Source organism: Silvibacterium bohemicum (assembly GCF_001006305.1).
GTDB classification, from domain to species: Bacteria; Acidobacteriota; Terriglobia; order Terriglobales; family Acidobacteriaceae; genus Silvibacterium; species Silvibacterium bohemicum.
In genome coordinates this window covers 24,864-49,955 of the sequence record NZ_LBHJ01000004.1, presented here as the reverse complement: position 1 = coordinate 49,955, position 25,092 = coordinate 24,864, and the positions used below count along the sequence as shown (strand labels likewise).

The window sequence follows — 25,092 nt, the reverse complement described above, 5'->3', positions numbered from 1 at the left end:
CTAATTATAATGTGTGCGGAAAAGACCGTCAGTCAGTTCGGAGCCGGCTCCTTAATCGCGAAGGCCATTGCTCCATACAGAAATGCGGGACGGAAGTTGGAGGCTAGAACTCTTCCGTCCCGATAGAGTGTTGCGGAAATTACTTCTCTGCAGCGACTGCGTTGATAAAGGTGAGGCCATTCGGCGTGCCGAAACCAGTCACATCATCCCAGCCAGGAGTTACAGTGAGTGAGCTGTCGATACCGAATCCGAAATCGACATATTCGCTGCTGCCCAGATTCCATATAGCACTCGTAAATCCGGTGGTGCTATACAACGCTCCTTCGAAAAGCGACGCGGGCGAGTAGTAGTTAGAGCCGCTCTTGTCGACAATGATTCCGGAAACATCGGTGGGGCTGGAGAGTGGCAGAACATCTTGCACACTGCCTTCCTTGAGAGCCGCGATTGCAGGTGCGGCCTGTCCCAGCGCGTGGCCAGCCTTCTGGTTGGCGATGGCCCAGATGGCGGTGAAGATGGGACTGGCAAGACTGGTGCCTCCCCAGCCTGCTTCAACAACCTGCTGGCTGCCGGAGGTGATGACAATAGGCACGCCGGTGTAAGGATCGGCCAATGCCGAAACATCCGGTGTCTGACGACCGGTGCCCGGAAGAGACTTTTGCCACGATGGCTTGGAAAAGAAGAGGCTTTCGCCGCCACCGCTTCCTCCGACCAGACCCAGAACTTCTGGCGGATCGAGAACGCCGCCAGCGCTCACATACGTGACCGTGTCACCCCAACCGACCGGCTCTGTTCCGGTGCCTCCAACAATGTTCAGGATGGCAGTGCCGCCCACCGCAGTTGCATGCGGCGAATCGGACGGGACGCCCGGCGCTCCGAGCGGCGTGCCCAGACCGCCATCACCACCATCGCCGGTAGAAAATTGGAAGGAGATACCTTTCGCCGCGGCGCGCTCGAGAACCTGATCGAAAGATGTTTGTTCCAGCGGACCCGCGATGAGGTCAGTATCCTCTTCCCAACTATCGGAGACCGAATTGCCGAGATTGTGATTGGTGATGTAGCTGATGGCGTCCTGAAAGTCTTCGCTGTCCTGACCTGCAGCCGCGACTACGACAATCTTCGCTCCAGGTGCAATGGAGTGTGCCCATTGCACATCGATCGCGATCTCCGTATTCCATCCCGTGAGGATACCGGCCTGGGAGCTCACCGGCTGGCCTTCTGGATATACGATCTCGAAGTTAGAAGAATTAAGCAGCGGCAGGCCCGCCAACTTGAAGAAGGCGTTGGCATCCTGTTCGATTGTGGGATAGCCGTAGGCTTCAAGCAGCACAATCGTCTGTCCTGTGCCGTTGAGGCCTTGTTTGTATGCAGCGGTGAGGCCGTAGATCTGTTGCAACTGCGCGGGAGTGTAGTCCGGAGTGAGGTTAGGATTCGCCCCGTAGACATTGCCATAGTAGATGCCGATGGGCAGCGATGCGCCGGGCGAGTTGAAGGTGAAGGTTGTGGGCGCCGAGAGAATCTGGTTCGTGATGATAGAAGAAAGGCCGCCTGAGGCCTGCACTTTGGTTAGCGCTACTGATGGTAGCGGTTCTTTGGTTTGAAGATTGATAGCCCGAGTTGCGAGCGGACGCACAGTATGGCTTTCAATGCCGGAGACAGATGCGACATAGGATCCAGCCGCTCCGCTAAGTTGGACATTTTGTACATTGGCGCGGAAGACCTTTCCGTTGTGCTGGAACTGGTGAATCTGCGTATGGAAGGCCTGCTCCACGTTAGCTGCAACGCCGCTGGCTCGGATGGAGAAACCGTTCTCGTCGGTTGAAAGGATGGTGAGCCCCTGGCTCTGCAGCTCCTTTGTTACCGCCTGAAGCTGTGCTTGCGGGGGGGCAAACTTTTTCAGATCTTCATTGCTAAGCCACTGGTGATAAGTGGGTGAGGAGGGATCGTAAAGTGCGTCGACAGTCTTTTGGAATAAAGCTTCATTCTGTGGTTTGAGATGGACAGTGATATTGATCGGCTGCGATGCATCGACCGGTCCCAGGTCGCTGGCTAAATGCGTAGCGGCGGAGACATTGTTCTGCAATTGCGCCGACGCGGAAGGCATAGTAACTGACGCAGACACGAAGAGCGCTGATAGCACAGCAACGCTCACGGTTCTCTTTGAAAACGTCATGGTCTTCTCCTAAAGTTTAACTAAGTGAAATAGCCGCTTGAGAGCATGGGAGGGCGTCGTCTCGAAGAGGCGGCGGATCGCGCGCCGCATATCCGAGACCAGCATTGTGCAACGCTCTCCAGACGCAGAACCGCTCACTCGCGAGAGAGATAGCGATGCTCTCGAAGACAGGCAGGAAGGAGTTACATCCTGCCCTTATGCTGAGTAAGTTATGTTCAGATCAACCGGCGACATCGACAGCCGGCGAATGGCAAGATCCGCTTATTGGGGGGCATATGATTTCTCCGTGGAGTGGGAATGGAGAGCGGGTTGAGGGCAGAAACAAAACGGCCCACGATGTTGAGGTCGCGGGCTGTCCGGAGGTCTGTATCGCTTCTACGCTTAGGTCAGTGCGTATGCAAACCTGTGCCCACGTCGATCGAACAGGAGTAACAGGCGGGATAGATGTACGCGGGCAGCATGAGCGGAATATAGCTTAGGCTTATACGGATGTCTAGAAGTTTCTACTCTATTTTTTTTTGGCCAGACTTATTCGAAGGTATATATCTCATCTCTTCTTGATTGCGATCGCACTGAGACTGCGCGAAGTGTAGTTGGTGAGATAGAGAGTGGAACCATCCGCAGTTAGACTGAGGTTGCGAGGGAAGCGGCCTGCCGGTAGTAAGAGCGGCTGTCCAGTCTTTATAGTGTCAGACAGGTTGAGGATCGCGAGGGTGCCGTCTGAATCCGCGAAACGGTTTGAGTTCGCAACAGCGAGCAAGTTGTCATTCGAAAAGAGGCGCACTCCCACCGGCGCTGTGCCGCCTGATGGAATCGAGCGAAGGAGTGCATGCTCAGGATCACGCTCCAAAAGAGGCGCACTGAACGCAAGAATTGCATCATCGCCGCGCGCGGACACAATGAGGATTGACTTGTCGGCGGGCTCTGTTATCCGCACAGGAGAGCACCCCGAGGCGACACGGGTAATGACCGGTTCTTTGCTGAGCGCAATCGCTTTCTGCGTGTCGATCACAGAGATGTATCCATTCGATCGCGCTGGAGCTCCCTGGCGCTGGACGCAGTTATTCTTTGAAAGCAATGGATTGCCCGCACCTGCTATCGGCGGCGGATCGTGTGCGGGAATTAATTCAGAGGCGACATACAAGCGGTCTCCATCGGGAGAAAGAGCCAGGCTCGGAACAACATCGCCCGTAGGTATTTGGCCTAACGTCTGCGGGTTTTCCACTCGTCCGTCGTGATCTATGTGTGTCTCGATAATCCCGACGCTGCCTCGCTGTTCATCGACCGCGCCATATTCGTTTGAGGAGAAGACAAACTTTCCATCCGGCGTTGCGACAACATCGAACGTGCCTGCTCCCTTGGTTTGAGGCGCGAAATGGGGAGAGCCCGTGCCACGAATAAGATGGTGCACATTGAAAAACGCAACTCCGTCGTCGCCAACCCCGACTGCAATGGTGCGTTCTCCGCGAAGCAATACGAGGCCATTGGCTCCGGTCGATCCAGTGCGGACAAAAGCGATGGGGGCAAGTTTGTCTTGACCGAAAGATGACCGGCTGCGATGAAATACCTGAATCCCCGACACCGCATCTTTGCGGCTTCCAGCAGAAGAGTCAGGGCCGCTGAAGTTAGGTTGATCGACGTTGGTGACAGACACGAAAACATACCGGCCGTCGTGCGAAGCGAGCGCAGAAGTTGGGTTTCCGCGCGTTGGGTAGGTACTTACTTTCATTGCAGGAATTTGTGGCTGAGCAGGTTGCGCAATTACGAAGGAGGAGACGAAGGCGCCAAACCAAACCCACTCGTGGAGAGCGCCGAATAACTGTTTCATAATTTCTCCAACCTGCGTTCCAGAATAGAAAGCGAATGGGCTACGCGCGCGACCTTCTTGGAGGCCGAACAATAATTGTGAACGAAAATGCGCGTCGCATTGCGTAAGTCGACGCGCCTGTAGGTCACGATCCGGTGCGTTTCAATTCCAACTGCTCCGTTTGCGGACATGCAGATTTCCAGGCGCGGCGTATTGAAGCGGGACCGGAGGAAAGCTCGAAGACCTGCGCGACGCGAGCTCCACAGACCCGGCAGTCGGCTCCGACCTCAGGCGTCACCTCTGCACGAAGGCAGATGCCGCAGTAAGTCAATCCGGTCGACGTGGAAACCCAGCCCAAACGTGCTCGGGCCTGATCTGCGCTGGTCAAGATGGTATAGACGAGTGTTTCTCTCATATTCTTTCGAGGATGTTCTTTATTACTCATACTGGAGTTGGGCGAAGTCGATAACGGGTTTAGTGGTCACTGAATCCGGCCTGGTGTATGGCGCCGAAATCGAGCAGGCCGAAGAGAGAATTTGCAGCCGCGTTTGCATTGGGAGCACTCGCAAAATCTACCCACACATATTCTTTGGGGTCTTTACCGCACATTGTCTGTAGAAGTCCCTGGGACTTGTGTTCGGCGATCATCCAATCGACGACGATCTGATAACTCAGTGCGTCATGAAAGCCAAACTTGGTCGTTCTGTCGAACGCGTAGGCATACGTTGAACGCCATCCCTGGGGATGCTGAACTTGCCGGCTCGGGATGAAGTCTGTCGCATCGGTGTCGAATCCGAACAAAACAGGCCGAATGTTCTCGGGCACATCATGAATGGCAAGTGCCGCAAGGGCTGTCGCGGCCTGATGATGTCCGTGGGTTGTTGTGCGAGGAAGTATCGAAAAGACGTACTGATAATGTTCCTTCTTGATGAGCGTTTCGATCTTGCCTCTTATGAGAGCTGCATCCCAGCCATGTTTCGGACCATCTTCTTCATCGGTTGTGAAAGCATCGTCTTTCTGATTCAGAAAGAAATGCTCTTTGATCCCCAATATTCTGCCGGCGTTCAGCGCTTCCTCTCTACGAATCGCAGGAAGGTCTTCCCGGCCGATCGCCTCCACAGTCAGAGACTTTTTGTAGTAAGGCTCTGCAAGAGTGGAGTACCGGAAGCCGCCTTCGCCGTCCGTGATGATGAGCTCATCCACCTGCCCATGTAGCTGCGTCGCCATCCTATAGACGGTCGCAGCGAAGTAGTATTCGTCGTCAGGATGCGCGACGACCAGCAGCGTCTTTCCCGGCGATTGTGCAACGGCAAAGGAGGACAGCAGAAGCGTGCAGCAAAGCATCGCTATGAGTTGGATCTCGCGCCGGAACGTCAGCCCCGTTGGCGTCTTCCGCGTGTAGAAACATTCGGAAGGGAACAGCCCGTTGCGGCAATGTATTTCGTTCCACCTCGGCTTTTCAGGATCGCTCACCAGGTCAACCTCCTTCGGCTCATAAACACAAAACCCACCTGCCAGTTCATCTTCTGGCGGTGGGTCGTTAGAGTCTTCTCGGATTTTCAGCTAACTAGCGATGCGATCGCCTCATGCCCGAAGACGCGTACCCTCCGCACAAACGTGCGCGACAACAAAGGGAGATCTTCTGCGAGACAGGCTTCATTGGTTGGAGTGTAGCACGGTCAGATTGCGAATTGAGGAGCTCCCCCGGCGGCCGCTCCCGATCTAAGCGGTAAAGTTGTGGCGAGGATTTTTGTTGCCTCCGTCATAATATGTGATATATAGAGTGCATGAACCGCGCGCCCATCATGTCCATCCAGTTGATCGCGAGCCGCGTGTGTTGTTGTCCTTGTCGAAGCTGTTGACGGCATCCCTTCGAAAAATCTTTTTCTAGATCAAGTGTCGTAACTTCACTGTTCGCGGGCTCTTGCTCCGCGAACGGTTGAGTTCATGAAGACAATTGCCGTTCCTCCATATTTGCCGTTCCCCGCCGCCATTGGATGAGCGCAAGCTGACACATTCAAACATCCGCGTGTCTTCACGCGCACAGCCTGCGCACATAAAGCGCGACTGAAAGAAAATATGAAAACTATTAAGTTTTGCAGCTTGTTCTTTGCATTGCTTCTTGTCATTTCGCCGGTACGTTTCCTGATCGCCCAAACACTTACCAGCGCCACCGTCGTCGGCACCATCAAGGATTCGAGCGGTGCGGTCGTGACGTCTGCTACCGTGCGAATTCGCCAGCCTGATACAGATGCCGTCAGCACGACGATAAGCGAGTCTACGGGACAATATCGTTTCCCGTTTCTCAAGCCGGGAGACTATGAGATCACCGCAGAAGCGGCGGGTCTCTCTACGCCTGCTGTGCGCATCCATCTGCTCGTGGGACAGGAGCAGTCAGTCGACCTGAAGCTGGGAGTGCAGGCGGTGCAGCAGACGGTAGAGGTTGAGTCGGCCAGCGGCCTTCTGCAGACGGAAAACGGAAACAATCTTACTGACTACAATCTGCACTACGTTGAGAACACGCCCGTGAATGGCGGCGATATCACCAACGTCGCGTTTTCTACTCCCGGTGTGCGCGTGAACGTGGGCGGAGGAAATAACAACTTCAACGTCAACGGCCTGCCTTTCAGCTCTGTGCTCTTCACCTACAACGGAGCGGACATTGTCGAGCCTTACGGCAACAATAATAAGTCCGGTTCCAGCAACAACACGCTTGGTCAGAACGATGTTGCCGAGGCCTCGGTGATCACCAACGCCTACAGTGCACAGTATGGACGGATGGCCGGAGCGCAGGTGAATTACATCAGTAAATCCGGAACCAATCGGTTTCACGGAAACCTGGTTGAAAACTACAACGGCGATGTGCTGAATGCGAATGATTATTTCAGCAATGCCACACATACTCCGCGCGGCCGTGCGGTGGCAAACCAGTATGCCGGGTCGGTCGGCGGTCCAATTCTCAAAGACAAGCTGTCGTTCTTCTTCAACTATGAAGGATTACGCTACGCGCTGCCCACCAACCAGGTCGTATCGATTCCATCCCCGGCGCTGCAGACGTATGTATTGGCGAATGTGCCCGCGGCGTCGCTTCCGTATTATCAGCAGCTGTTCAGTCTCTATAACAACGCGCCTGGCCTTAGCCGTGCGGTGGCTGTGACGAACGGTCCCGGGCAACTGCAGGATGGTACAGGTAATCAGGGTTGCGGCAAGAACAACGGGCTCTCCGGCGTACCGGTTCCGGGTGGCGGCGGGACAACATTTGGCGGAGCCAGCGGCTTCCCTTGCGCCGTCGCATTCGTATCGACGGCCTCGAGCGTCAACACCGAATACCTCACCAGCCTGCGCATCGACTACAACATCAACACCCAGCAGAAGCTCTACTTTCGCATCAGCCGCGACGCGGGCGTGCAGGCAAGCGGCACCAGCCCAATCAATCCGCTCTTCAGCGGAGTAAGTCCTCAGCCCTGGGTAATTCCGCAGTTGAACTACACCTATGTGATTACACCGCGGCTGGTGAATAACTTTATTTTGAATGGCAACTACTATTCCGCTGTGTTTTTCGGCTCCAGCAATTTTCAGGAGGCACAGAAGCTTCTTCCAGTTTCATTTACGAATGGAACCACGGGCGCGACAGGCTTCAGCGATGGCGGCGCAGGGAATGCGGGCTTTCAAAATCTCGGCCCGGCCGCACCCGAAGGGCGACTCGGCCAACAACTTGGCATCATCGACGATTTGTCGTGGGAGCATGGCCGTCACACGCTTCAGTTTGGCGTGAACAATCGGAATAACCGCATCACTAGCACCGCGAATCAGACGGGCACAATCATTGGCGACTACAACTTCGGCAGCGTCTCCGACTTTGCGCACGGCAACATCTCAGACCCCAGCAACTACAACAGCTTTACCCAGTCATTTCCTCTGATACCCACGGTTCATTTGCGCGTCGACTCCCTCGGCTTTTATGGTCAGGATGAGTGGAAGATTCTCAAGAATTTAAATCTTACTTACGGAGCGCGCTTCGAATACCAGGGCAATCCATGGTGCAAAGAAAAGTGCTATTCCCGGGCGAATACGGAATTCCTCGCCAATGGCTACCAGGCCGGCAGCACTATTCCTTATAACGCAACGCTTCAAACAGGAGTACAGCAGGACTTCAAGTCCTTTGAAGGCGTCATCGTTGAGCCTCGATTCGCCTTTGCCTGGTCACCAATCGGCGAAGGCAAGACTGTTGTGCGCGGCGGTGTCGGGCTCTTTGCAAATACCATCCCGGCCAATATCGCCGCGAACGTCTACGGCAATCCGCCAAACAAATTTGCGCCCAAAGTTACGAATGGAATTGTCGGTCTATCTCCCACGGCGGGAACATCGCAGGCGACCGCGGCTGCTTCGAACGCCGCGTTCCAGGCAGGATTCTCAGCCGGCGACACACTCAATCAACTCAAGGCTGCTGTTCCCGCTGGCGTGACCTTCTCTACGCCTACGCTTTATGTAAACCCGGACAACTACCACACCATCAAAACGCTGGAGTGGAGTCTCGAGGTCGAGCAGCCATTAACGCGTCACGACGTGGCGACGATTTCTTACGCGGGCAATCATGGATACGATGAGCCACTTTCGAACACTGGCGCCAACGGCTGGGCTACGAATGGATACGGCGGATTGCCAACCGGCATCCCCGATCCCCGCTTCTCGACAGTGACCCAGATTTTCGCTAACGGCTATTCAAACTACAACGGAGTGACGGTTCTGGAACGGCACTCTTTCGCAGGCGGACTGCAAGGCCAAGCCAGTTATACGTGGAGCAAAGCCTTGCAGCTTGGACCGGGCGCTGGCACGACTGCTGCGTCAGGAGCCATCTACAATCCGACCGTATATGCATTGAACGGAGGAACGCCTGTCGGCAAGGTGACGGATGGCTATGGCGCCACGGCCTTCGATACACGGAGCAACTTCACGGCGGACCTCGTATACACGACACCCACGCTGAGTCGGACTCTGTTGAAAAAAACGCTGAGCGGATGGAAATTCGGAGGCAAGATTTACCTCTACAGCGGACGTCCCTTCACGGTGACGGACAGTGGAATCAGCGCCAAGAATGTCTTTTCGAGTTCGTTCAGCGGAACCGTACTTGCGGACACGGCAAACCCATCCGTGATCGGAGTCCATTGCGGCAGCTCGGCGGTACATACGCCCTGCTTGAGCACCAGCGACTTCGAGACAGCAGCAACGCAGACGGACTGGGGCAATACGAAGCCGAACAGCTTCTATGGTCCGGGCTTCTTCTCCATTTCATCCCAGCTTGCCAAAGAGATTACAGTGACGGAGAGCACCCGTTTCGAACTCGGCGCCGATGCCTATAACCTGCTGAACCATCCCAATTTCGGATTGCCGAACTCGGATGTAAACAAAGGGCAGACGCTGGGCACAGTCACGACCGATGTGAGCGTGCCGACCAGTATTTACGGCACCGGGCAGGGAGCTATCGTTTCCGGACGCGTGCTAGTTGTCTTCGGCAAGTTCGTCTTCTAAACCAACCACATTCGGGGCCGTTGCGCACAGAGCGCGAACGGCCCTTCGAGAAAGAATTGAGGGCTGCTATGCGAAAGAGTGTGCTTGCACTTGCGCTGCTTTATCCCGCGCTTCTTATTGGACAGGCGGGAAAACTTACCATTGATGACTTACTGAACCCCAGCCTCTCCGGCGCCGGCTATGGACGACGGAGCGCCGAGGGGGAGATAACTCCTGACGGTAAATACACAGTGGTCCAGGAACGCGGACAGATTGCTTTGAAGCCGGCGGATGGAAGCGCTGAGAGGGTGCTCACCTCATCGCAGGAGCCTAAGTCGGAGCTTGCGTTATCTCCAGACGGCCGGCAGATCGCTTATGTGAGTCAGGGACAGGTATGGGTCGTTGCGTTGGCGGGAGGAGAATCACTGCAGTTGACGCACGATCCTGTCGGGCCGGGCGATCCGCGTGGAGCTACGGATCATCATCCGCAGTGGAACCCAAACGGAAACTGGATCCTCTACGAGTCAGGACGCAAGGGATACAACGAGCTGTATGTCGTGAGCCAGGACGGAAAGATACTTAACCTGCTGGCCGCAACCGAGATTTATCACGGCAAGGACATCATCGCGAATACAGCGGTGGACAAAGGCGATGCGGTATCTTCTGACCGCTTCGATTCGCGGCCTCTATGGTCTCCCGATGGAACTCGTATTTCCTACACCGAGCGATCGAGAGAATTCTTTTCGGGTAAGTTGAAGGTGCTTCCCTTCGACCAGAAGACAGGCACTGCAGCGGGCGCGTCCCTGGATATCTACATCGCGAAGAACGATCCGGGAGGCGCGTGGGCCATCAATACCGCTGCATGGTCACCGGACAGCAGCACGCTCGCTGTGGTGCTGCAGGAAACGCACTGGGACAAGATATGGCTGATACCCTCCAAAGGCGGCAAGCCCAGGCAGTTGACGTATGGAACGGGCGAAGACGAAGAGCCTGTTTATTCGCCCGATGGAAAGTGGATCGCATTTGTGTCGAACCGCGATCTTCCCGAGGAGAGGCATATCTGGGTTGTTCCGGCTGCTGGTGGAGAGCCGCATCGTCTCACTCAGCTGGCAGGCTTTGAGCTCGACCCGCTCTGGACAACGAACAGCGAGAGCATCCATTTTCAATGGCGCTCCACGCTGGGAGCATCGGCGGCATACGTTGCGGCCGCGAGCGGAAAGGATCAACCGCGTCTGTTGGGAGCGATCCGTCCTTCGAAGTTCGAACAGCTTGGCATTACGCCTGAAGTTGTGCGCTACAAAGGAAAGGACGGCCTGCCGCTTGCGGGCATTCTCTACAAACCTGTTGACTACCATGCTGGCACTCGCTATCCGGCCGTGATCCTGGCGCACGGCGGTCCCGAAGGCCAAGTGGGCCTCAGCGTTTCGCCGTGGTCAGCATTTCTGGCCGATCAGGGATATGTCGTACTTGAGCCGAACTTCCGCGGCAGCACGGGTTATGGCGAGCGCTTTCGCAACGCCAATGTCGAAGACTCCGGCGGCGGGGAGATCGATGATATCGCGGCATCGGTACAGTATCTCGTCGATGCCGGCCTCACTGATCCCAAGCGCGTCGGCATCTCAGGAGGCAGCCACGGCGGCACGGTCGTTGCCAATGCCGTATCCAAATATCCTGATCTCTTCGCTGTGGGCATTGAGAAGTTCGGAGTCGTCGATCGCGCATTGTTTCTGCGCTACACCAATCGCAACTCAGCTATTCGCTGGGAGACGAAGATGGGCGGCCCTCCAGAGCTGAAGCCCGCGGTTTATCGCAAAGCAAATGTGCTTCCGGATGTAGCGCGAATCAAAACGCCGTTGCTGATCCTGCATGGCGAAGAAGATCCTCAGGTGCCCCCTCAGGAGTCGCAGGAGTTCGCCGCTGCCCTCAAGCAAGAAGGGAAGACCTTCACGTATATTACGTATCCGCACGAAGGTCATGGCTTCCAACAGCGGGAGCATCGCAAAGATGCTGACGAGCGTGAACTGGCATTTCTCAACAAGTACCTCAAACCTGACTCCGCTCAGTAGCACATGTAAAGATCGCGTCTTGCGGAAACAGGACGCGATCTTTTCCTTGGAGCGTGATCTAACGCATGCTCGAGGGCCGCGAGTAGGCGCCAGCAAACAGAGAACGCCATGACGGATCAAGATACAGCCAGCATTGCGAACTCCGCCAGCTGGTGGAAAGCTCCGGAACATGCAGGAGACCATGTCCTTGAGCGCAGATCCACTCAGTGCCATTCCATGCGAGGAAATTGCGCGAGGCCTGACCAACGCGGGCTGGATTCGATAAGAGGCGGAGGCAAACAGGGCAGCGTTTGCGCTGGTCTTGCCACGCCCAGCGGAAGGATAATAGAAATCCCGTAAACGAGAGAGCGATCAAAATATAGATAGATAAGGACGAACCAATTGGGTTCACGAAGTAAGCGATAGCAATTGACCAGAAACAGACGGCCGCGACAACAAGTGCAAGTTTCGCAACCAGAAAAAACCAGCGTAAGTATGACGCCGATTGGGAGCTGGAGTTTGAATGGCTTGGATACTCACCTAATGGCACCGGCGTGGTTGCAGGAAGAGCTGCGATGGCCAGGACCAGCGTATAAACGAGAATGAAGCGCGGCAGGTTGAATATCTCCGAGAGAGCGATGCAGTCGAACTGCTCGAAGCTCCTCTCAGGCCCGGGAACAGTCATGAACCACCGCGGGCCGTATGCCGCTGCAATTCCGTCTGGATTGATGAATGCGATGACAAATCCCTTGGTACGCGCGCCGAGACTATCGAGCCATGTCTGATTCTCGGATAGCCACCCATCGATCTGCGACGGGAATGGCCAGATAGCGTTCGGCAGTATCCCCGCGACCGTCACCCATTGACCACCAACTTCAATGCTTCGTCCAATGAGATTGGGATCGCGGTGGAAAGATTGCTGCCAGGTTTTTTCGGTGAGGAAGAGCTGCGGTAAGGCCGAGGGCCGAATGCGAATCGCATCTTTTACCGTCGGGGGCAGGTCCATAAAATCTATCAAGTTAGGGCTGGAACGGGCTACGGATATCCCATCGACGTCGTAATGATCGACATGGATTCTCTTGACCGCCGGTTGATAGAAAGCGAGTTCAGTAAATAGCCGATGAGTCTCTACGGTCCATTGCCGATAGTCGGCAATACGGACGGTCGGGATTTCAACTCCGTGATAGCCATCTCCGGATATCCAAACGGAGTCAGAATTTCGAGAGTGGAACTGCAGCAGCGCTTCATGCGCATTGGGGAGAGCGATGCAAATCACAAGCCCAACGAATGCGCCGACGAACAATGCGCCCAGGCATCGTGCGGCCGAACCGCGCGGAGCGGTCGGCATCGTCACGCCGCTACCACCCGTTCTGCGGAAATAAAGTGCATCTTGAAAGGCGCCGGCGGAAAAAGTGATTCCCGGCCAAATATTCTTATCTTCATGGCACACATGCCAAAGCTCTGCACGCCATTCCGCCAGCCATTCGGCCCTCTGTCGCCTGGGAACCAGCGCAGATGCCGTGCGTAGAAGCGCATATGCTGCAACTTGCGAGAGGCGACGTGAAGATGGCGTCATGCCTTCTGCTCCTCAGGCGAAGGCAGCATTCTTTCAAGCAGTGGGTAACGCTTGTAAAGACCTTCGAGCGCGGATTTTCCTGCGCGTGTGAGTTTGTAATATTTGCGGAGCGGCCGTTGTTCAGCGTCCGCGATCGACTGCTGCTCCCACTTCGACACAATCAGTTCGTCGCGTTCTAGCCTGCGCATCGCCGGATAGACGGTTCCGCTGGGAAGGCCCGTCGCCTCCATCACACTAAATCCGTAAATTCGGCCCGTGTGAATGGCCTGAAGAATCATGGCCGCGGTGTGTGAGAGTTTAGGCTCTACCGGCATGACGGCATTTTACCTATGTAGCAAGCTTCTTGCCTAGGTCGATAGAAGTATGCTACATAGGGTGCATGGAGATCTCTGACGTGGCCATGCTCAAGGTTGAAAACCTGTCAAAAAGTTATCGCAACATTCCGGCAATTCAGAATGTGAGCTTTTGTCTCCGCGCCGGCGAGATCGTCGGATATCTCGGAACAAACGGTTCCGGCAAATCGACTACGGTCAAAATCATCACTGGACTTTTACAGCCAAGTGACGGCCGCGTGCTGTTCAACGGTCGGAATATCAGGGATGATCTCCCTCGCTATCGGGAATCGCTCGGATATATCCCCGAAGAAGCGCACCTCTATGCCTACATGTCGGGGATGGAGTATCTGCAATTAGTAGGGCGACTGCGTGGAATGAGCGAGAAGACAATCGATATCAAGGCGAACGGTATGCTTCGGCTTCTCGGGTTGGAATCGTGGCGGCACTCCCCCATGTCGCTTTACTCGAAAGGCATGAGACAGCGGGTGCTCATGGCTGCCGCCTTGTTCCATGATCCGAAGCTTCTTGTTTTCGATGAGCCGTTATCCGGCTTGGACATTCTTTCTGCCCGTCTATTCAAAGATCTCCTGCAGGAGCTCGCCGCAAGCGGAAAGGCCATTTTCTACATCTCTCATGTACTCGAGATCGTAGAGCAGCTTTGCACTCGGGTACTCGTGATCTCGAAAGGGAAAATTCTGGCAGATGCGCCGCCGTTGGAATTGACGCGGGTGATGCAGTTATCCAGTCTGGAGCGTGTCTTCGCGCAACTGGTCGAGCAGCAGGATACAAAATCGATTGCCAGCGAAATGGTTGCCGTAATGCAGGTCGCAAATCACTGAACAGCTAAGAGGTGTTGTTCGCATGAAAAATTCTGTACTCTCGCTCGACGTGCTGGCGCGAACCACGCAGACGAAAGTTGACCAGCCTCAGCAATTCTGGGTGCTAGTCCGCCATATTCTGGAGCGGTTTTTCAATAACGAGTTGATGAGTCTAGATGTAGACGCCAAAACGCGACTCGTACAGATGGCCTGTGCCATTGGCCTTCCCGGATTTGTGATGGCTCTCTATTTGTATGCGCCGTACCACCCTCCGCGCGGAACGAGACCCTATTGGGGACAGGTAGGAGATCATTATTTTTACGTCCTATATTCCTTCGTGGCGACTGGGATCCTTACTTTCTTCGCGTGGGATTTCTTTTTCCCAGATATGCTCGACGTCCTTGTGCTCTCCACGCTGCCTTTCCGGAAGGGAAGACTGATCAGGGCGAGAATCGCGGCCGTCCTCATTCTTCTCACGGGCTTTTTGTTGGACTCCAATTTCCTTGCGCCGCTCGTGCTTCCGGCGGCGACAGAACCACCTCATTTAGGAAGGCTCCTGCTGGCTCATGTCGTTGCAGTTGGAATCAGCGGAGTATTCGCCGCAACCTGTGTTCTTTCCCTTCAAGGAATTCTTCTCGCGGTGCTGGGGGAGCATGGATTCAGGAAGGTCGCTCTCTGGCTGCAAGGCGCCTCGGTGGCAGCGTTGCTCTCGATCCTCTTCCTTTATGCGGCGATGTTTGGAAGTCTCCGCGCGCTGATCACGTCTCAGCAGGGCGTTGAGTACGGTTTGCCGCCACTCTGGTTTCTAGGCATCTATCAGCAGATACTCGAGGGTCATGCCACATCGCCTGCATTCGTGCGGCTCGCTCACATCGGGTGGTGTGCCACGCTCTCAACAACGTTCCTGGCCGTACTCTTTTATCCGATCGCTTACGTGCGCAAGATTCGCGGCTTAATGGAAGGGATAGCGGCACGCCAGGAGCAACGCCGCAAGTTGATACGGATTGGACTGCACGCAACCGTTGTTAGAAGTGCGCCCGCGCGCGCGATTTGGCATTTCATTGGTCAAACGCTGCTCGGGGTGGCGCGTTATCGTTTTTATCTCGTGATGTACGGCGGTATAGGTTTGGCGCTTCTTGTTTCAGCTGTTTTGCGAATCGATGTCGAACACGAACGCCTGGCCGTCGCCTTCTCTCATGATGGTTTGCGGGCCGCGCTTCCCATCGTTGCCTTCTGGACTGTTTCAGGTTTTCGAATGACGTTCATGTCCCCAGCTGACCAGAAGGCAACGTGGGTATTCCGAGTCATTGCAGGGAAAGCAAAACATGAGCATTTGGCTACCGCGCGCAGGTGGGTCGTCTGTTGGGCTGCTGGCTTAAGCCTGGCCGTACTTGGAATTGCGGCCATAGTAATGCCCAACTCTTACCCGAATTGGCGAGCGTTCATAGGCCAGGTCGTCGTAGCATTTGGGCTTTGCATCCTGCTCACGGATGCATTTTTCTTCGATATAAAGACAATCCCGTTCACCTACAAATCCTCATCGTCGACGACGAACTTCACGCTGCACCTCATCCCATATCTGGCTTTCTTTCCGGCAATTGTATTCGCCACTGTAGCCCTCGAACCGTGGATCGAAAGCCAAAACTCTCACCTGATTGTCACAGCGCTGATGATCCTGACAATCCACCTCGGCGTTCACTCATTCAATAAGGCCGCGATTGCCGAACATATCGCCCGCGCAGATCTGGATGGAGACGAGGAGGACTTTCCGCTCAGGCTGGGACTTCGCTAATGAACGAAAATTGAGTTGCTCGGTGCGAAGTCCGGCACGCTGTGATATTTGAAAGCGTCTCCGAGCGGCTGACGTAGTAGGCTAGGGCTGCCGGGATTTCAATACGCGATCGAATAGCAACCAGTCGGATGAGGGTTATGTCCAAGAGACTCACACGCAACATGCGATTTGCTGGCCTCCTTCTCGTGGTGTCCGCCATGCTGACATCGTTCAGTCACGCGCAGGCACCTGTTTATACAATCACGCCGATGTCCAGCTCGATTGTGTTCAACGTGAAGTCCTCTGTCTCGATAACCGGCAAATTCGACAAGTGGGATTCCACTCTCGTATTTACATCCGCGGATATCAGCAGTGGAGTTTTGGACATCAAGATTCAGGCGGCCAGCGTTGATTCCGGAAGCGGCATGAAGAACAGCAAGCTGAAGAGCAAAGACTTCTTCGACGTCCAGAATAATCCGTTGATCACGTTCCACTCGACGAAGATAGTTCAAACCAGTCCAGCGGTGGCGGGCCAACCCGTCCACTTTGAAGTCGACGGAGACTTCACGATACGCGGAGTCACGAAGCCGGAGAAGCTGGAGCTGATCGTTTCCGGCTATGGTACGGGCACCGGAGAGATCAAGGGCACCATGGCCTTTGACCGCAAGGACTACGGAATCAATGGCAGCATTCCCTTCATCAAGATCGCCGATCGCGTCGAGGTGATCGTCAACCTCGAAGCGAAGCGCATGAGCGGGTCTGCGCCGAAACTTAATCAATAACTCGGTCTGCAGCTTTTTGCGTGGCCGCCGAAGCGCAGTTATAGTGCGGCCCTTCGCGAAAATCTAGAAATTCGACAGCAACAATCGGGATGTCTCAAATCTGAAGATGCTCGAAATTGGTTCTATGCACAAGACCATCGAACCCTCGATCCTCTACTTCGGCACCCCGGTTGTTCTCATCAGTACTCGCAACGAAGACGGCACGATCAACGTTGCGCCCATGTCTTCCGCATGGTTTTTGGGCTGGAGCTGCATGGTCGGCCTTGCCTCCGGCTCGAAGACGACGGAGAACCTTCTACGCGAGCAGGAATGCGTGCTCAATTTCCCGTCTGTTGCACAGGTCGGGGCCGTGAACAGCCTGGCAAGAACCACCGGCTCCAACCCTGTCCCCGCGTGGAAGCAAACCACCGGCTATCGCTATGTAAAAGACAAGCTGGGCGCGGCCGGCCTCACCACTCTTCCCTCCGAGCTCATCCACACTCCTCGCATTACCGAATGCCCCGTGCAGATGGAAGCCGTACTTCAGGCTGGACACCCCTTCGGCGGATTCGAAGTGCAACGAGCCTACGGTACTGATCTCGAAGAGGCATTCGTCACGGCCTTCGAACTCAAAATCGTCCGGGTGCATGTGGAAGAGAATCTTCTGCTCGACGGCAAAGCCAACCATGTGGATTCGGACAAGTGGAAGCCGCTCATCATGAGCTTCGCTCACTTCTACGGTCTTGCGGATGGCCAGATCATTCCTTCTACCTTGGCCGAAATTCCGGAAGAACTTTACCGTCCGGCCGAACGCATGGGCGATTCGCGGCAAACCCAGGAGGCATGAGCCAAATGAGCGCCTCTCCCGAAATGCGGGAGAGGGTAATTCGCAACGTCCAAAGGCTTTCGCTGCTCGAGTCATCAGTATTGCCTTGGTGCGGGCTATCTCTTCACTGCTTCTGCGCGACCTGGATTGCTTTCGCGCGAGGGGAAGATGCTTTGCCCGCGAGCAGCTGCTCAACTTGCGCAGTAACGTGAGATTCAAGTTCACGATTGTCTGCGCCTGTGGCGGGCCCTGCGTAACCGGTGTGGATCGCCTTCACCAGTCCATCTCTCCCGACAAAGAATGTTGTCGGCCAGCAGTCTAGGTTCTCGACGTGCTGAATCTTCTCGTTCAATTGATCAGGCGTGCCCGCGAGTAAGACCGGATAAGTTATGCCATAGCGCTGAATAACTGCCCGCAAACGTACGGGATTCGGAAGTTGTGCCGCTTCTTCGAAGCTGACCTCCACAATTTCCAATCCACGGCTGTGGTATTTGCGGTAGAGCGCTTCGAGAAAAGGAGCTTCATCCTGGCAGTTCGGGCACCAACTACCTCCGATGGATACGATGAGAGCTTTATCCGCAAAGTCCTCACTGGAAACCAATTTGCCGCTGAGATCAGGAAAACGGAACTTCAGCGGTTCGTAGGGATACTTCAAGAATGTATGGTGCAAAGGGTCATCGTTGCTCTCCAATGCAACCGTTCGCACCGGAGATGCACGACGGGCCGTAGAAGCCTGCATCGTGCCGCCATGCGCGGAGGTTTCTACCTGGAGACTTCCGTCGGGCTGCGGGCGCAGGATAGCAAAACTCGGACCAGCCGCAGTGAAGTGGCTGACGGTAAAGACGCCGCCGCGCCAGACGCCGTATAGGCTTCCAGTATCTCCATCGATGCGTTCGATCACCGCATTTACATTAGGGCCGGCCTGCCGCACCCGAAGCTTCCAGGTATGCTCACCCTTGGCTCCGTTGTCTACCGCAACCTCCCATAGGTCGCCAATGTGCGGCGGATTCGCATCCGCAACCGGCAACTTCCCATTCAGTTCAGCCGTGACGGGAATGCTACGGCCACGCCCACTGAAGGTGCCGGTCAGGATTCCATGTTCAAGCGTGGCGTCGAGTGTATTTGCGTAGTAATCGAAATTGACGATCAGGTGCCCGTTCGCATAACTGGCACTCGACGCAGCCGATTTCTCTTTTCCGTTAATGAACGCCGCGCGGACTTGATCACCACTTCCCGCGATCTCAAGACGGAATGGAACCTCATGGGAGTTAACCTGCGTCGCTCCGCTCCATATACCCGCAGGCGATGCATCTGTAGTAGCACTGCTCGATGAGCTCTGGGCGAATACTTTCATGGGGGAGCCTGTAAGCAGCCCGATTGCGACAGTGATGGGAAGAACTAACCTTGAGCCTTGAATCATCATTGGCGAGACCTCTTTCAGAGGAAGACTTCCTGATGGATGGCGGAGAACGGCATCGAAGTCGATACGTTCGAGCCGGAGAACAGTCTTATCGAGGGAAGGTAGAACGTTGCTTCAACAACAGGAACTTGCCGGCGTGTTGGATGGCGCCGGGCAAAACACGGTCCTGTGGAGCATCGTCATGGCAAGAGCCTAGCACCGATCCGAGCTTGCTCGCAATATATTTGCGCCGACCAAGCTCGAAACTATCCGATTGAATGGAGCGGATAAACCGGGAACGGGATGACGCCGACTTTAGCAGCGGCGCGCGAGTTAGAGATTGAACGAGTGAGACTATCCGGTTTTTAGTTCTCACTTAGTGGATGGTTCGCCTCATGTTGCGGTGCCTGCGATTCAGTAAACTACGACCAGTAGTCACAATAGATCTACGTCCGGTCGATGACGCGGCGTAAAACTTCGGCGCGAAGTGCAAATCAACCGCCACAAGAAGGCGAGTCGATCAGCTTCATCCGGATCATTCAGAGCATCCGGGAGCGGGCACATCGATAAGAACCCTCTCAACATTCAAGGAGCACTCCCGTGAAGTACGGTTCCAAATCTATTGCTGTTCTGTTTGCTGTCGTCAGTGCTTTGCTACTCGTTGCGAGCTCGCGTGCCGATGAAAAAGCCGAGCCGGTCACGATTGTCAGCCATGTGGACATCAAGCCCGATGCCTATCTGCCACAGGCAGAGGAGAATTCAGCAAGACTGTTTCGCGCTGAGATCGCGGCCACGAAGCAGGACCCGGGCTTAGTTTCCTATGTCATCCTGCAAGAGACAGCTGCTCCCAACCACTTCACGATCGTAGAGACATGGCGCGACGCAAATGCCTTTGCGCGGCATGTAGGGTCTGAGCATACAGTGAAATTTCGTCAGGATATCCAGCCGTTCCTCGGCAGTCCCTTCGACTCTCGCATCCACCATCAGTTCCGGTAGCACGAACGAGCTCGGAACTGCATTGTTGCGCGCCCGGCGGGACCGCTAGTGGGCGCGCAACAGAGTTGCATCGACTACGAGGTCTTGGCTCCTGAGGAAGCCGTAACGTACTCCTCATAAGGCCCCTTGAAGTCCTCGATCGCGCCGTTTTCGAAGTGCCAGATGCGGGTCGCCACTTCGTCGATCAGATCATGATCGTGCGTGACCAGCAGAACCGTGCCCTCATATTTCTGAAGCGAAATATTGAGCGCGTTGATCGATTCGAGATCCAGGTGGTTGGTGGGTTCGTCGAAGATGAGGATGTTCGGCTTCTGGAGCATGAGCTTGCAGAAGAGCAGGCGCGCAGCCTCGCCGCCGGAAAGCGCGGAGGTCGGCTTCAGGCCTTCTTCACCGCGGAACAACATCTGTCCCAGGATGCCGCGAATCTCTTCCTTCGTCACCTTCGGATCCCACTGATGCAGCCAGTCGGAGACGGTGAGGCCGTGCTCGATAACGCCGGTGTGATCCTGCGGAAAGTAGCCCACCTGGGCCTCGTGTCCCCATTTGATGGTTCCCGCATCGAGCGCGAAATCCTTCTCGGCATATTCAGGCGACTCGGTCAGCAGGGATTTGAGCAGAGTGGTCTTGCCCTGTCCGTTGCGGCCCATGAGCGCGATCTTATCTCCGCGCTGTATGTTGGCTCCGAAGCCGGGAATCACCTTCAGGTCGCCGTACGATTTGGTCACGCCTTCGAACTCGAGCGCCGTTTTGCCGGACGGCCGGATCAGATCGAAACGCAGGTAGGGGCGTTGGATGTTCGAGCGCGCCAGATCCGTGGTTTGCAGGCGTTCCACTTCCTTCTTGCGGCTGGTCACCTGGCTGGAGCGGGTACCGGCGGCGAAGCGGGCGATGAACTCGTTCAATTGCGCAATCTTCTTTTCGCGCTGCTCGTTCTGCGATTCCAGCCGCGAGCGGATCTGCGTCTTCGCCATCACCATATCGTCGTATCCGCCGGAGTAGGTGATGATGGTCTGGTAGTCGATGTCCGCGGTGTGCGTGGTGACGCTGTTCAGGAAGTGCCGGTCGTGCGAGATGGTGATCAGCGTGCCTTCGTAATTCAGCAAGAAGTCCTGCAGCCAGTGGATCGAGTCGAGATCCAGGTGGTTGGTAGGTTCGTCGAGCAGCAGGGCTTGCGGTTTTCCAAACAGAGCCTGCGCCAGCAGCACGCGAACCTTCTGGCCGCCCTGCAGTTCGCCCATTTTGCGCTCGTGCAGTTCGTCGGGAATGTCCAATCCCTGTAGAAGTATGGCGGCGTCGCTCTCGGCGGTGTAGCCATCCTCTTCGCCGACGATTCCTTCCAACTCCCCGAGGCGCATGCCGTCGTCATCGGTGAGTTCGGCTTTCGAGTAGATGGTGTCCCGCTCTTCCAAAGCTGCCCAGAGCGGCTTGTTGCCCATGATGACGGTGTCGATGACGCGGTAGGCGTCGAAGGCAAACTGATCTTGCCGCAAAACGCCCAGCTTCTTCGGGCGAACGACGTTGCCCTTCTGTGCATCGAGCTCGCCGGTGAGCACCTTCATAAACGTCGACTTGCCGGCGCCGTTGGGCCCGGTGAGGCCGTAGCGGCGGCCCGCGACGAAGGTTACGCTGACTTCCTCGAAGAGGATCTTTGCGCCGTAGCGCATGCTTACATTGCTGACTGAAATCATGTTTCTCTCAAGGCGATGAAGTGAGGGAGCCGCAGAATGCGGAGAAAACTTCCACTCTTATTGTAGCTGGGATTTCGCTATAGATGATGTGTTTGGCCTATCCCAGAATGGATGAAATCGTGATGCGGAGCGCCGACTGATCTTGTGGGTCGAGGGCGCCTAGTTTCGTAAGGATGAGCTGCCGTTCGAGTGTCGCGAAGATTGGCTTGATAGCAGAAGGCTTGAGCAAACCAGCATTTTGCCAGTGGGTGAGCTGGAAATCGCCAGCCGCAGGATTGGGGCGGATCTGGCTCGTGATGGCCATAATGATGACATCCGGCTTTGCCAGGTTATAGGACCGGTTGCTCACGATTACGGCTGGACGTTTCTTAAAGGCCTGTTGATTCGTGAAAGGAAATGGAACGAGCACTACATCGCCGAAGTCATAGGGCGTCATAGATGTCGTCTTCGGGATTGCTCCAGATCTTTTCGAAGGCCGGCTCACTCACCGATGTTGCGATTCGGGCGGTTACACGCTCTTGATTCCGGAACATCAGGGTGTCAAGAAATCGTTCAACCTCTGCCCGCTCGTCGGAGCTGAGGGTCTCGATTTCTTCAGCGAGATTGCGTTGGCTCTGAGACATAGCGTCTTAAACCGAATTCATAGTTTACAGCGAACGTCATGTGGTAACGGCCGAGGTTATCCCGCGTTTGATTACAGGAAAAGATGCGTAACCAGAAGATTCGTCGCGAGCGCGGCCACGTACGCCAGCACGCTCATATAGGCGAACTGCAGGGCCGGCCACTTCCAGCTGTTCGTCTCCCGCCGCACGATAGCCAGCGTCGAGGTGCATTGCATGGCGAAGGCGAAGAAGACGACCAGCGCCATCGCGCCGCCCAGGGTCAGGTCGTGGTGCAACGCCACTTGCAGGCCGGTCGAGTCGGCTCCGTAAAGCGTTCCCAGCGTTCCGACAATCACCTCGCGGGCGACGATCGAGCTGAGCAGTCCGATGCCGATCTTCCAGTTGAAGCCCAGCGGACGAATCACCGGCTCGATCCAGTGCCCCACACGGCCGATCACGCTATCCGGAAGCGTGGAGTGAAACGGTACATGGCTGAGAACCCAGAGAACCAGCGTGACGGCCAGAATGATGGTGCCTGCCTGCTTCAGAAAGACCTTGCCGCGATCGAAGACGCGCAGGCCAAGGGATCGCAAGGTAGGCAGCCGATACTGCGGCAGCTCCAGGATGAACGGCGCCGACGATGTCTTCAGAATCGATGACTTGAGCAGCCGCGCCGTCGCCAGCGCCGCCAGGAATCCCAGCAGGTAGAGCGACAGCATTACCGCCGCGCGCATGCCAAGCAGGCCGCCAATGATGGGCTTATTTGGAATGAACGCCGCGATCATCAATAAATAGATGGGCAGCCGCGCCGAGCAGGTCATGAAGGGCGCAACCAGGATTGTCGCGAAGCGGTCGCGCTTATTCTCGATGGTGCGGGTGGCCATGATCGCCGGCACCGCGCAGGCGTAGGCCGAGAGCAGAGGAATAAAAGCCTTGCCGTTCAGCCCGATCGAGCGCATGACGCGATCCGCAATCAGGGCCGCGCGCGCCAGGTAGCCCGAGTCCTCCAGAACTCCAATAAACAGGAAGAGCAGAAGGATTTGCGGCAGGAAGACCAGCACCGACGCCACACCCTTCCAGACGCCGTCGATGACCAGGGATTCGAGCCATCCATGGCCTAGAAACACTCCGACCTTATCCCCCGCGCGGTTCAGAAAGTCACCGAAGCCATCGCTGAGCGGCTGTCCGACCGAGAAGACCACCTGAAAGACGGTGATGACCACGGCCAAAAAGAGCAGCGGACCCACGATGCGGTGCAGGAGCAGGCGGTCAAGCTTGCGCGTCCACTCGGAGGAAAGCGGAGCCTTATATTTTGTGCGGGTGCTGATTCCTGTCGCCCACTGGCGATAGGAGCGCGCGTTTCCCATCACCGGCAATTCAAGCCGGCCGGCATTGCGCGGTACATCGGGCTCGCTCTTGCGGTCGAGAAAGTGCGTGATCGCGTCCAGACCGGTGCCGCGTGAGGCGCTGATTTTTGCTACCGGCGCGCCCAGCTCCTGGGCCAGCGCCAGAGTATCCACCTCGCCGCCGCGCGTCTCCATCAGATCGCTCATGTTGAGCAGGATCAGGGTAGGCAGGCCGAGCGAAAGGATGGAGGCAGCCAGCATCAGCTGGCGCCGCAGGTGCAGGGAATCCAGAACCAGCAGAACGGCGTCCGGCTCCGGGGTTCCAGGCATCCGGCCGCGGAGGACGTCGACGGCCACGCGGGCATCTTCCGAAAACGACTCCAGGCTGTAGATGCCAGGCAGGTCGATCAGCAGCAGATCGCTGCGGCCGATGCCGCTCAGCTTTCCCACATGCTGCTCGACAGTCACGCCCGGATAGTTGGCAACCTTCTGGCGCAGCCCTGTCAAACGATTGAAAAGCGTGGACTTGCCGGAATTCGGCGGACCAACCAGAGCGACCGTCCGGATCTTTCCCGGAACGCGCGGCTCTACCTGGATATCGATGGTTTCGGTGACACAGCAGTCACTCATCAGGAGCCTTCCTCGAGCGGGCGGACCTTAATGGATTGCGCGGTCTCGCGGCGCAGGGCAATTTCAAAGCCATCGATCGCGTAAACCGTCGGATCGCCGGCCGGTGCGCGGCGGATGACGATTACCCGCGCATCGGGCACGAAGCCCATGTGCATCAGGTGATGCCCCATCTCGTCCGGCATTTCCAGCGTTTCCACGATGGCTACCCTGCCGATTTCCAAATCGCTCAATGCTCTCAAAGCTCTTCCAACTGGGATTCGCCGCACTGTTCAAGGCGATCGCCAGATGTTTTCACTAACTTTTTTCATCATAACGCAATGGCGACCACTTCGCTCGTAGTTTGAGCTCCGGTAACGCACACCCAGGTAATTAAAATGTCTCTTTTTCAACTTCGTAGGCAGAACTCCTTCGTCCGGCACCTTATATACCCGCATAGATACAATGCAGGCGTGACCCTCGAAGACTTCCGCATCTCGCTGCACGAAGCTCAGCCGCCGGCGGGCATCGTCTCGCTTCTCGCCGCGATGTGGTGGGACGGCAAAGGGGACTGGCACCGCGCTCACAACATCGCGCAGGAGGTTTCCTCAGCCGATGGGGCCTGGGTGCATGCTTACCTGCACCGCAAGGAAGGCGACGAAGGCAACGCCGGCTACTGGTATGGCCAGGCGCGAAAACCGCATTCCCGGCTGTCGCTTGAAAGCGAGTGGGATGAAATCGTAAGCACCTTGCTGGCGTCTTCGCGATCCGATCCGAAATAAGGCAGTTCCAGGAGCCCGGCGCCTCAATTGCTGTTCAGTTCTGAACAGTTTTTGTC

At 56.0% G+C, this 25,092-nt stretch carries 20 protein-coding genes; 8 read left to right on the top strand and 12 right to left on the bottom strand.

What is annotated here, in order from left to right; all coding sequences use genetic code 11:
- Positions 1-139 precede the first annotated feature (139 nt).
- From XX99_RS10780 to XX99_RS10770, 4 genes are all read right to left on the bottom strand, one after another.
- Positions 140-2,170: a S53 family peptidase gene (locus tag XX99_RS10780; RefSeq protein WP_050059420.1), complete on the bottom strand. Its 2,031-nt coding sequence runs from the start codon at positions 2,168-2,170 to the stop codon at positions 140-142.
- Positions 2,171-2,717: 547 nt separating this feature from the next.
- Positions 2,718-3,998, bottom strand: a complete 1,281-nt coding sequence (locus XX99_RS10775) for a lactonase family protein (protein ID WP_050059419.1) — start codon at positions 3,996-3,998, stop codon at positions 2,718-2,720.
- A gap of 124 nt (positions 3,999-4,122) precedes the next feature.
- Entirely contained in the window at positions 4,123-4,392 is a 270-nt protein-coding gene (locus tag XX99_RS27220; protein ID WP_156185934.1) for a hypothetical protein, read from the bottom strand.
- A gap of 59 nt (positions 4,393-4,451) precedes the next feature.
- A complete protein-coding gene (locus tag XX99_RS10770) occupies positions 4,452-5,450 on the bottom strand; it encodes a PIG-L family deacetylase (RefSeq protein WP_184084917.1) in 999 nt (332 codons plus the stop codon).
- 606 nt (positions 5,451-6,056) lie between these two features.
- Here XX99_RS10770 and XX99_RS10765 point away from each other — a divergent pair.
- Complete coding sequence (locus tag XX99_RS10765) at positions 6,057-9,506, top strand: TonB-dependent receptor (RefSeq protein ID WP_050059417.1); 3,450 nt, start codon at positions 6,057-6,059, stop codon at positions 9,504-9,506.
- Positions 9,507-9,574: 68 nt separating this feature from the next.
- Complete coding sequence (locus XX99_RS10760; RefSeq protein WP_050059416.1) at positions 9,575-11,551, top strand: alpha/beta hydrolase family protein; 1,977 nt, start codon at positions 9,575-9,577, stop codon at positions 11,549-11,551.
- A gap of 58 nt (positions 11,552-11,609) precedes the next feature.
- Here the strand turns inward: XX99_RS10760 and XX99_RS10755 are convergent, their stop codons facing one another.
- Together XX99_RS10755 and XX99_RS10750 are read right to left on the bottom strand one after the other, a co-directional pair.
- Entirely contained in the window at positions 11,610-13,106 is a 1,497-nt protein-coding gene (locus tag XX99_RS10755) for a hypothetical protein (protein WP_050059415.1), read from the bottom strand.
- Complete coding sequence (locus XX99_RS10750; RefSeq protein ID WP_050059414.1) at positions 13,103-13,420, bottom strand: PadR family transcriptional regulator; 318 nt, start codon at positions 13,418-13,420, stop codon at positions 13,103-13,105. The genes XX99_RS10755 and XX99_RS10750 overlap by 4 nt, the downstream gene beginning before the upstream one ends.
- A gap of 86 nt (positions 13,421-13,506) precedes the next feature.
- On the opposite strand from XX99_RS10750, the gene XX99_RS10745 reads away from it, so the two are divergent.
- The 4 genes from XX99_RS10745 (at position 13,507) to XX99_RS10730 (ending at position 17,638) form a co-directional block, all read left to right on the top strand.
- Positions 13,507-14,280 (top strand): ABC transporter ATP-binding protein, encoded by a 774-nt coding sequence (locus XX99_RS10745; RefSeq protein ID WP_050060076.1) that lies wholly within the window; start codon positions 13,507-13,509, stop codon positions 14,278-14,280.
- Between the two features lie 673 nt (positions 14,281-14,953).
- Positions 14,954-16,051 carry a hypothetical protein gene (locus XX99_RS27215; protein ID WP_156185932.1) on the top strand — a complete coding sequence of 366 codons (1,098 nt, stop codon included), beginning with the start codon at positions 14,954-14,956 and terminating at the stop codon, positions 16,049-16,051.
- 137 nt (positions 16,052-16,188) lie between these two features.
- Positions 16,189-16,812 carry a YceI family protein gene (locus tag XX99_RS10735; protein ID WP_050059412.1) on the top strand — a complete coding sequence of 208 codons (624 nt, stop codon included), beginning with the start codon at positions 16,189-16,191 and terminating at the stop codon, positions 16,810-16,812.
- Positions 16,813-16,936: 124 nt separating this feature from the next.
- The gene (locus XX99_RS10730) at positions 16,937-17,638 is read left to right on the top strand and encodes a flavin reductase family protein (protein WP_050059411.1); all 702 of its coding nucleotides are present in this window, start codon (positions 16,937-16,939) and stop codon (positions 17,636-17,638) included.
- A gap of 103 nt (positions 17,639-17,741) precedes the next feature.
- Here the strand turns inward: XX99_RS10730 and XX99_RS10725 are convergent, their stop codons facing one another.
- Positions 17,742-18,971: a TlpA disulfide reductase family protein gene (locus XX99_RS10725; RefSeq protein WP_184084919.1), complete on the bottom strand. Its 1,230-nt coding sequence runs from the start codon at positions 18,969-18,971 to the stop codon at positions 17,742-17,744.
- Positions 18,972-19,616: 645 nt separating this feature from the next.
- Here XX99_RS10725 and XX99_RS10720 point away from each other — a divergent pair.
- On the top strand, positions 19,617-20,012 hold the full coding sequence (locus XX99_RS10720; RefSeq protein WP_050059409.1) for a putative quinol monooxygenase: 396 nt from the start codon (positions 19,617-19,619) through the stop codon (positions 20,010-20,012).
- 74 nt (positions 20,013-20,086) lie between these two features.
- Here the strand turns inward: XX99_RS10720 and XX99_RS10715 are convergent, their stop codons facing one another.
- The 5 genes from XX99_RS10715 to XX99_RS10695 all read right to left on the bottom strand — a co-directional run bounded on the left by XX99_RS10715 (position 20,087) and on the right by XX99_RS10695 (position 24,508).
- Positions 20,087-21,700: an ABC-F family ATP-binding cassette domain-containing protein gene (locus XX99_RS10715; RefSeq protein ID WP_050059408.1), complete on the bottom strand. Its 1,614-nt coding sequence runs from the start codon at positions 21,698-21,700 to the stop codon at positions 20,087-20,089.
- A gap of 97 nt (positions 21,701-21,797) precedes the next feature.
- Complete coding sequence (locus XX99_RS10710) at positions 21,798-22,136, bottom strand: type II toxin-antitoxin system PemK/MazF family toxin (protein WP_050059407.1); 339 nt, start codon at positions 22,134-22,136, stop codon at positions 21,798-21,800.
- Positions 22,123-22,323, bottom strand: a complete 201-nt coding sequence (locus XX99_RS10705; protein WP_050059406.1) for a hypothetical protein — start codon at positions 22,321-22,323, stop codon at positions 22,123-22,125. The genes XX99_RS10710 and XX99_RS10705 overlap by 14 nt, the downstream gene beginning before the upstream one ends.
- 71 nt (positions 22,324-22,394) lie before the next feature.
- Positions 22,395-24,278: a ferrous iron transport protein B gene (gene feoB / locus XX99_RS10700; RefSeq protein ID WP_050059405.1), complete on the bottom strand. Its 1,884-nt coding sequence runs from the start codon at positions 24,276-24,278 to the stop codon at positions 22,395-22,397.
- Complete coding sequence (locus XX99_RS10695; RefSeq protein ID WP_231581270.1) at positions 24,278-24,508, bottom strand: FeoA family protein; 231 nt, start codon at positions 24,506-24,508, stop codon at positions 24,278-24,280. Before XX99_RS10695 ends, feoB begins: the two co-directional genes overlap by 1 nt.
- A gap of 219 nt (positions 24,509-24,727) precedes the next feature.
- Between XX99_RS10695 and XX99_RS10690 the strand changes: the two genes are divergently transcribed.
- Entirely contained in the window at positions 24,728-25,036 is a 309-nt protein-coding gene (locus XX99_RS10690) for a hypothetical protein (RefSeq protein WP_050059403.1), read from the top strand.
- Positions 25,037-25,092: the final 56 nt, after the last annotated feature.